The organism is Kitasatospora sp. NPDC096204, assembly GCF_044763205.1.
In the GTDB taxonomy this organism is placed as follows: Bacteria; Actinomycetota; Actinomycetes; order Streptomycetales; family Streptomycetaceae; genus Kitasatospora.
Genome location: NZ_JBIWFT010000004.1, coordinates 357,098 through 365,363, shown reverse-complemented (window position 1 = coordinate 365,363; position 8,266 = coordinate 357,098). Strand labels below are relative to the sequence as shown.

At 71.7% G+C, this 8,266-nt stretch carries 8 protein-coding genes and 1 pseudogene; 6 read left to right on the top strand and 3 right to left on the bottom strand.

The window, feature by feature from the left end; genetic code table 11:
• Window positions 1–220 precede the first annotated feature (220 nt).
• The 3 genes and pseudogenes from ACIQ87_RS07050 to ACIQ87_RS07040 all read right to left on the bottom strand — a co-directional run.
• Entirely contained in the window at window positions 221–1,408 is a 1,188-nt protein-coding gene (locus ACIQ87_RS07050; RefSeq protein ID WP_402402724.1) for a GDSL-type esterase/lipase family protein, read from the bottom strand.
• 96 nt (window positions 1,409–1,504) lie between these two features.
• Window positions 1,505–1,717 carry a TetR-like C-terminal domain-containing protein gene (locus ACIQ87_RS07045; protein ID WP_402402721.1) on the bottom strand — a complete coding sequence of 71 codons (213 nt, stop codon included), beginning with the start codon at window positions 1,715–1,717 and terminating at the stop codon, window positions 1,505–1,507.
• A gap of 421 nt (window positions 1,718–2,138) precedes the next feature.
• Window positions 2,139–2,306 (bottom strand): annotated as a pseudogene (locus ACIQ87_RS07040) (lipase); the annotation flags it as partial.
• Window positions 2,307–2,510: 204 nt separating this feature from the next.
• Here ACIQ87_RS07040 and ACIQ87_RS07035 point away from each other — a divergent pair.
• The 6 genes from ACIQ87_RS07035 (at window position 2,511) to ACIQ87_RS07010 (ending at window position 8,196) form a co-directional block, all read left to right on the top strand.
• Window positions 2,511–3,773 carry an IS110 family transposase gene (locus ACIQ87_RS07035; protein ID WP_402402718.1) on the top strand — a complete coding sequence of 421 codons (1,263 nt, stop codon included), beginning with the start codon at window positions 2,511–2,513 and terminating at the stop codon, window positions 3,771–3,773.
• 44 nt (window positions 3,774–3,817) lie between these two features.
• Window positions 3,818–4,096 (top strand): hypothetical protein, encoded by a 279-nt coding sequence (locus ACIQ87_RS07030; protein WP_402402716.1) that lies wholly within the window; start codon window positions 3,818–3,820, stop codon window positions 4,094–4,096.
• A 337-nt stretch (window positions 4,097–4,433) separates the two neighbouring features.
• Window positions 4,434–5,543, top strand: a complete 1,110-nt coding sequence (locus tag ACIQ87_RS07025) for a PP2C family protein-serine/threonine phosphatase (RefSeq protein WP_402402714.1) — start codon at window positions 4,434–4,436, stop codon at window positions 5,541–5,543.
• A gap of 329 nt (window positions 5,544–5,872) precedes the next feature.
• Complete coding sequence (locus ACIQ87_RS07020; protein ID WP_402402711.1) at window positions 5,873–6,868, top strand: hypothetical protein; 996 nt, start codon at window positions 5,873–5,875, stop codon at window positions 6,866–6,868.
• 248 nt (window positions 6,869–7,116) lie between these two features.
• The gene (locus ACIQ87_RS07015) at window positions 7,117–7,296 is read left to right on the top strand and encodes a hypothetical protein (protein WP_402402708.1); all 180 of its coding nucleotides are present in this window, start codon (window positions 7,117–7,119) and stop codon (window positions 7,294–7,296) included.
• A 129-nt stretch (window positions 7,297–7,425) separates the two neighbouring features.
• The gene (locus ACIQ87_RS07010) at window positions 7,426–8,196 is read left to right on the top strand and encodes a hypothetical protein (RefSeq protein ID WP_402402705.1); all 771 of its coding nucleotides are present in this window, start codon (window positions 7,426–7,428) and stop codon (window positions 8,194–8,196) included.
• Window positions 8,197–8,266 lie beyond the last annotated feature (70 nt).

Below are 8,266 nucleotides of genomic sequence, written 5' to 3'. Positions count from 1 at the left end.
CTCGACGAGAACGACACCGTCCTCCACACCGAGCTGGTCGCGGAGATCGCCGACGAGCCGAACTACGACGCCGCACTCACCGCCCTCAACTGACCCACCCCGCACCACACCCGACGGCGCGCCACCTCTTTTTTCGCGTACCCCGAAGGCCCGCCCCACACCGCCGCGACCCACCCCCGCCCCGGCGGGCGGCAGGACCAAAGGGCTGAGGGGCGGGCCTTCACGCACCCACCAGCCAGCCGGGGGCCCTCACCGCACCGGCACCCGCCCCGGGGGTGAGGGCGAGTTCGGCAAAACGCTCCGCGATGAGCCGGTGCGCCCGCGGGGAAGGGTGGAGGCCGTCGGGCAGCGGGTGAGCTTCCTGGTCGTGCTCGCCGAAGAGGGCGAGACCGTCCAGGTGGTGCAGGTGCTGGTCGCCCTCGGCTCTGCGGTCGGCGACGATACGGGCCAGTTCGGCGCGGATGACGGTAAGGGTCAGCCGACCCGCCGCGACCTCGGCGGGGTCGCCCGTGGCGCGGAAACGCAGGATGCCGCCGCTGAAGTCGGGCGCGAGCGGGCCGGGCACCGTCTCATGAAGCGGACACAGCAGCGGGGAGACGACCAGCAGCGGTGTGGTCGGATGGCCGTCCCGGACCGTGTCCAGGAAGCCGTGCACCGCCGGGGTGAAGGCACGCAGCCGCATCACGTCGGCGTTCACCACGTTGATGCCGAGTTTGAGGCTGATCAGATCCGCCGGGGTGTCACGGATGGCACGCGCGGTGAACGGGTCGAGCAGCGCGCCGCCGCCGAAGCCCAGGTTGACGAGGTCCAGACCCGCGCCGTTGGCCACCAGGGCAGGCCACGTACCCGTCGGATGCTCGGCGTTGGAGCCATGGCTGATCGAACTGCCGTGGTGCACCCAGCGCCTGCGGGTGCCGGCCGGGAGCGGCTCGACCGGGGCATCGGTTTCCAGGGCGATCAGCTCGGTGGTCTCCGTGTGCGGAAGCCAGATCTCGACGGTCTTGTCCCGCCCCGGCAGGCCGGTGAACCGGGCGCTGCCCGGCGGCCCTTCGGTCAGTTCGACGCGGCCGGTGGCGAGGTCGACGGTGCGCACATTCCCTCCGGGAACACAGGCCTGCCCGGCCAGTCGGCCGTCCACCAGGAGGTCGTAGACGCCGTCCGGGACGTCCGGGACACCCGGATAGGCCCGCTTGGTGGGGACGGCGTGCAGGGTGATGGCGGTGGCACGGGTACGGAACGCCAACCGCACACCGGAAGGCTGCGACTCGGCCATCGCGAGCTGCTCGTCCGGGATCCGCCGGCGGGCATCGGCGGACAGGCGGTGCGGCAACAGGCCGCGGCGGGTGTGTTCGACGTCGAGGTGGCCGCGAAGGAGGCCCTCGGTGACAGGGGTGGTGATCGTCGTCATGACGCCACTCTCCCATTCGTCCAGGCAAACAGGTCGCGCAAGTTCATTGGGACATACGGCCACTGCGGGCACACCCCAGGCCCCACGAGGAACGGATCAGCCGGCCGCACGGACTTCACCCACACCCGGCAGGACGTCAGGGGAGTCAATGATCCACTCCCAGGACCGCCGAGGGTCAACGGCCGTGCGACCGAAACCGCCGGCCGCCTCCAGGCTGACGCAACCGTGAAAGACACCGCCGAGCATCCGCACCGCATGAGTCTGCTCCAACTCCCCCGGCTCGTAACCCCGCAGGACCGCACTCGCCATCCGGGCATGCCGAACACCCGCACTGCTGACGGCCGTCTCGTGGTCCACCCGCGGACGGCTCCTCCAAGGCATGCACGGCAATCCGGGTCCTGAGATCCCGAGAACTCTCCACGTGGGAACAGAGACTGACAGTCCGGCGCCCCCCACATCGCCACTCCAGGAACAGCATGGAATGACCTAAATGCTTTAGGCAAACGGTGAAATGGCGAAGGAGCAATGCTGGAAACCTGTGGATCGGTTCCGGCAGGAACACGGAAAGCGCACCTTGAAAGCCCGACCGGCCTGCCAGGGGCGATTGCGGTGGCGGGACCGAGGGCCAGACGGCGGGCCTTCCCACACCCACCAGCCGACCACGCGGTGCAAGCGACGGCCGCCCTCGGCACTGCGGCCGACGACGATCCGGGCCGGCTTGCGCGGATGAGGTAAGGGTCAGCCGACCCGCCGCGACATCGGCGGGGTCGCCAGTGGCGCGGAAACGCAGAGTGCCGCCGCCGAAGTCGGACGCGAGCGGCCCCGGCACGGTCTCGTGGAGCGGACACAGCAGCGGCGAGACGACCAACGGCGGCGCGGCCGGGCGACCGTCCCGGATGATGCGCGGCCACACGCGAGCCGAAGCCCCCCCCCGTTACCTTCTTCGTGGCCCCGCAACGGGGCTCCCGGCCTCCGGTCCGGCATGACTGTTCCCCCCTGTAGTTCGGATGATCCGGGGGGTGGTGTCACCGGGCCGGAGGCACCGGTAGACCGCTGATAGGGGCAGGACCACCAGCACGCTGGGAGGCTCTTCGTAACGTGGATGCCGGCGACTGGTGCCACGCCAACGAGGCCGGGACAGCACGATCTCGTAAGGACCAGCGTGATCGACACCGCAGATGTGGACGTCTTCCTCGGCCTCGACGTCGGCAAGGGCGAGCACCACGGAACCGCCCTGACCCCGGCCGGCAAGCGGGTCTTCGACAAGCGGCTGCCGAACAGCGAGCCCAAGATGCGGGCCATGCTGGACAAGCTCACCGCCAAGCACGGCACCGTCCTGGTCGTCGTCGACCAACCCGCCTCCATCGGCGCCCTGCCGCTGGCGGTCGCCCGGGACGCCGGCTGCCGCGTCGCCTACCTGCCCGGCCTGACGATGCGCCGGATCGCCGACCTCTACCCCGGCGAGGCCAAGACCGACGCCCGCGACGCCGCCATCATCGCGGACGCCGCCCGCACCATGCCGCACACCCTGCGCGCCATCGAACTCACCGACGAGACCATCGCCGAGCTGGAGATGATCGTCGGCTTCGATGACGACCTCGCCGGCGAGGCCACCCGCGTCGCCAACCGCCTGCGCGGCCTGCTCACCCAGATCCACCCGCACCTGGAACGCGTCCTGGGACCTCGGCTCGACCACCCGGCAGTCCTCACGCTGCTGGAGCGATTCGGCTCACCGGCCGCCCTGCGCAAGGCCGGACGCCGCCGCCTGCTCGCCGTCGTCCGGCCCCTGGCCCCGCGCATGTTCGAGCGCCTGGTCGAGGACATCCTCACCGCACTCGACGAGCAGACCGTCATCGTCCCGGGCACCGAGGCGGCCGCGCTGATCATGCCGAGCCTGGCCGGCTCGCTGCGGGCCGTCCTCGACCAGCGCAAGCTCCTGGAGAAGCGCATCCAGGAACTGCTCGACGAGCACCCGCTCTCGAAGGTCCTCACCTCCATGCCCGGCATCGGCACCAGGACCGGTGCCCGCGTCCTGATCGACGTCGGCGACGCGAGCACGTTCCCGACCGCCGCCCACCTCGCCTCCTACGCCGGTCTCGCCCCCGCGACCCGCAGTTCCGGCTCCTCCATACGCGGCGAGCAACCCTCGCGCCGCGGTAACAAGCAGCTGAAACGGGCGTTCTTCCTGGCTGCGTTCGCCTCGCTCGGCGACCCGGCCTCCCGCGCCTACTACGACAAGAAGATCAGTCAAGGGAAAAGGCACACCCAGGCCCTCCTCTGCCTGGCCAGACGCCGGGTCGACGTCCTGTTCGCCATGCTCCGCGACGGCACTTTCTACGAATCCCGGCCCGCCGCCTCGACGTGAGACTGCCTCTTGTCCACCAACGGCAGCCATGATCCGCTCTGCCCATGGGCACCGAGAACTCCAAGCACAGGAAGACCATCGACCGTTGGCTCGCCGGCGAGGTGGTCAACAACACTGTCGGCATCAAGGTCGTTGGCGGCCCGTTCGACGGCCGAACGAAGATCGTGCTCCTCCAGCCGGACGGGACACCGCCCACCCCCATACACGCGTCCGGGGGTCCAGCCGGCGCGACCTGGCATACCTACGAAGCGATCCGCTCCGCCCCCACCCGGGCCGGCTGGATCTACGCCTACACCGGCCCGAAGCCAACAACCGACAGCTGAGCCACCACCCTCGAGCCGCTTGACCAAACACATAGGGGCACCCCCCCCCGAGGCCCAGGAAGGTGGACGACGGCAGGCCGCCGCCCGCGGCGGCGGCTCGGAAGTCGGTGAGGAGGCCTAAGTGCGAGACCGTGGCGGACCGGACGTCGGGGAACGTCCCCCGGGTGAGCGGCTGCTTGTCGTACGCGTACACCGGCCAGCCGGTGCCGTGGCCGGAGAGCAGGCGAGGACGCTCGGGGTGGTACTGGTGTGGCGAGGTGCTGACGACGGCGGGCGCGGTGGAGAGTGGACGTAGGACCGATCCGGCCCAGGCCCGCCCGCATCCGGAGGAGCCCGCTTGAACGCCGACAGCTCGCACGTGAATGCCGCCGGTTCGCACGGCCCCCTGCCGTCGCTGCACCTGCCGCGGCGCACCCGAATGCTGCTGTGGGCGGCCCTGCTGGTGCTGGTCGGGGCCGTGGCGGCGGACGTGCTCGCCGGCCCGGGGGTCACGCTCACCCCCATGCTCGCGGTAACACCCATGGTGTCCGCCCCCGCCACCCGCGATCCGCGGGTCCCGCTGGCGACGGGGGCGGCCGCGACCGTGGTGGCGGTGCTGATCGCGTACTTCGTCGACGTGGCTCTGCCCATCTCCGTCCACGTCGCCTCCCTGCTCTCGATCATCGCCGCCAGCCTGGCCAGCGCCGCCGCCGTCGCCCTGATGGCCTCCCGGGAGCGCGAGCTGTTCGACGTACGCAACGTCGCCGAGGCGGCGCAGCGGGCCCTGCTGCGCCCGCCGCCGGAGCGGATCGGGCACCTACGGATCGCCGTGCGCTATACCGCGGCGGCGGCCGAGTCACGGATCGGCGGCGACCTGTACGAGGTGACGGAAACCCCGTACGGCGTACGGATCCTGCTCGGCGATGTCCAGGGCCACGGCCTGGCGGCGGTGGAGACGGCCGCCGACGTGCTGGGGGCGTTCCGCGCGGGCTCACGCATCATGGCGAACCTCGTCCAGCTGGCCGAGCGGATGGACAGGATCCAGGCGAGCCACGCGATGCAGGAGCGATTCGTCACGGCACTGCTGCTGGAGGTGCCTCCCACCGGACCGGCCAAGTTCGTCAACTGCGGCCACCCGCCCCCGCTGCTGCGCCGGGCCGGGCGGGTGGTGGAACTGGAGCCTCCGGCGGCGGCCCCGCCACTGGGCCTGCGCCACCTGGTCGGCGGCCGATACCAGGCAGGCCTCTTCGAACCGCGCAGGGGTGACCTGCTGCTGCTCTACACCGACGGCGTCTCCGAGGCCCGGGACCGCGCCGATCGCTTCTACCCGCTCGCCGAACGCCTCGCGGCCCTACGCGCCTCCGCGCCGGAGGATTTGCTGGATCTGCTGCTGGCGGACGTGGGCCGCTGGGCCGAGCACGGGCTGACCGACGACGCCGCGCTGCTGGCGCTGCGCTGGGACCGCTGACGGGGCCCGCGGTCGCGGCGATGCCGAACTGTTCCTGGTGCGGTGCGCCGAAGGGGCGGCGGCCGCCGGTAGCCGGTGAGCCGAAGGCCCGCCCGCCCGCCGACATACTGGGGCGGTCGTCCCGTCGCCGGAGGAGATGAGCCCGTGGAGGAGCCGCAGTTCACCGCACTGGTGACCGGATCCGGAAACGGGGGGCCGGATTCCCTGCGGGCTGTCAGGGCGGTGACCGGGCTGAGCCTGTGGCACAGCAAGGTGCTCCTGGGCAGCGCCCCTGCGGTGGTCCTGGAGGAGGTCCCGTTCGACATGGCTCGGTGGTGCAGGCCGGGACCGTGAACGGCGGTGTACACGTCCACTCGGCGGCGCGACCGGTGCGGCCGCCGGGCGCCGGGACGGTGGAGGTCCTGGCCGAGTACCGCGATCCGGTCACCCAGTGGGTGGTGATCCCCGCGGATGCGGAGGTGACCGACCTTCCGGTGCGGTTGCCGGGACAGCTCAAGGGCGAGGAGGACGTGCTCGGCTGGGCACGCGGGCACGGCGGTGCGGACTTCGAGAGCACCGTGCTGTCCGTCACCGTGACCAACCGTTCGGACGCCCACCTCACCCTGCGCGACCTGCGGGCCGAGGTCCTCGACCGCGTCGAGCCGTTCCGCGGGGCGATGGTCCGACTGCAGCCCGCCGGGTCCCGTAGCGTTCCCGAGCTGGAACTCGACCTCGACCAGGAGCGCCCGGTGCTCTGGGAGGTGGACGAGTTCACCCGTCAACGGGTCGGCGCCCGCCCGTTCCTGGACCGGACCCATGTACGGCTGGCCCCGGACGAGTCCGAACGCTTCATCGTCACCGCGCAGATCCGCCGTTCCTGCTGCGCGTGGCAGCTGGCCACCGTCTTCCGCGCGGACGACGGAGCCGAGTTCACCGTCCGCCCCGAGCGGCGCTTCCGGACCACGGGGCTTCCGGTGACCGGCCTCGGCCCCGTCCTGGCCTGGCAGTGGTTCGACGAGCCGCCGGCGTTCAAGGCGTCCACGGCCTGGCACGACTGGTGCAGCCCCGGCAACCCGGAACCGGAACTCCCGGAAGCACCCCGCGAGTTGCGCAGGCTGGCCGGACGCTTCGGCCCACACCTGGCGCACTTCCTCAGCACGGGCACCAAGGGCCCGGAGCAGCAGCTCAGGCTCGCCGCGGCGCTGCCCGCCGTACGGCTGGCCGTCGACCTCGTCAAGGCCGAGCGCAAGAACCGGCAGGAGCACGCCGCCCGCCTCGCCGCCGAGCTGCGCGGGCGGTTCCCGCAGGCGATCGCGGAGCAGGCCTTCACCGTCGCGCGGCGGTAGCAGGAGCAGGAGCAGGAGCAGGAGCAGGAGCAGGGGCTTCGGGTCGGCCCCGGTGACCGGTCCGGTCGGACGGGCCGGGGCGGGTCTGGTCGGGTCGGGTCGGGTCGGGTCGGCCGGTGACGGTCCCGGCGTGCCGGTGGAGTGCGGGTGCGCGGCGGGCGGCGTTTTTCCGCTTTCCATCGACCTTCGGGCTCTGATAGGACGGCACCCGGCCCGATCGGGCCCATTCGCACAGGGGGGATCACGACATGTGGAAGACCAGGCGTCAGTACCGGGGGCGCGTCGCCTCGATGATGGCCGCGGCGGTGGCGCTCACCGCCGTGGTGACGGCCGCGCCGGCCGGGGCCGCGCCCCGGGCCGCCACGACTGAGGCCCCGACCGTCGGGCTGAACCTGATGTTGCGCGCCGAACCGTGGAAGATCGTCTAGACCCGCCGGGCGCCAGACGGGACCTGGGACGCCGCCAGGGAGGTCCCGCAGTTCCCATACCTCCAGTACTGGACGACCGTCGTCGACGCCGGACGGCTACGGCTGTTCGGCCTCAGGTACTCCGGTCCGATGAGCATGCAGTTCGTCCAGTCGACGCAGCAGCCCGACGGCAGCTGGCCCGCGCCGACCCCGATGAAGGGCCTGACGGAACTGCCCCTCTCCAGCGACTACTTCCAGACGGGCAGGGCCGGTGCGGCGGTGGTGAACGGCCGGGTCCAGCTGGCGGCGATCGACCCCTCGGGCCGGCTCGTCCACACCGTGGAGGGCCCGGACGGGAGCTGGCAGCCCTGGGGGGCGATCAGTGCCCCTCCGGGGCTCGGCTCGGACAAGTTCTTCAGCCTCGCGACGGCCGAGGTGAACGGTGAACTCCACATCGTGGCCACCATGTGGAACGACGGAAGCGTGCTCCACACCATCCGGCACGCGAACGGCACCTGGGACGGCTGGGGCAACGTCATGGGCGCGGCCGGAACCCCCTCTCCGTGGGGTTGGCCGCACGACGTGGTCGCGGCGGGCATCAACGGACAGCTGCAGGTCGCCGTGGTGAACAACAGCCAGATCGCCGTCTATCACACGATCCGCACCTCCGACGGCAACTGGGGCGGTTGGGGCCCCATCGGCCGGCAGATCCTCGACCAGCCCTTCTACGTGTGCGGCGCCGACGGTGCCAACGTGAACAACGAGCTGCACCTGGTGTTCGAGACCTGCACCGACAGCGGCACCCTCTTCCACACCATCCGCCACGGAAACGGCAGTTGGGACAAGGCCGGGTACGTCCAGAGCGCCGTCGACCTCTCCCCCTGGCGGCCGGTCGCGGACGGATCGGCCGTCGGCGGCTGACCGCCCCTGGCACGGTCGGCCGGCCCGGGGACCGTCATCCGGGCCGGCGCCGTTATCGGCCCCGCGCTCG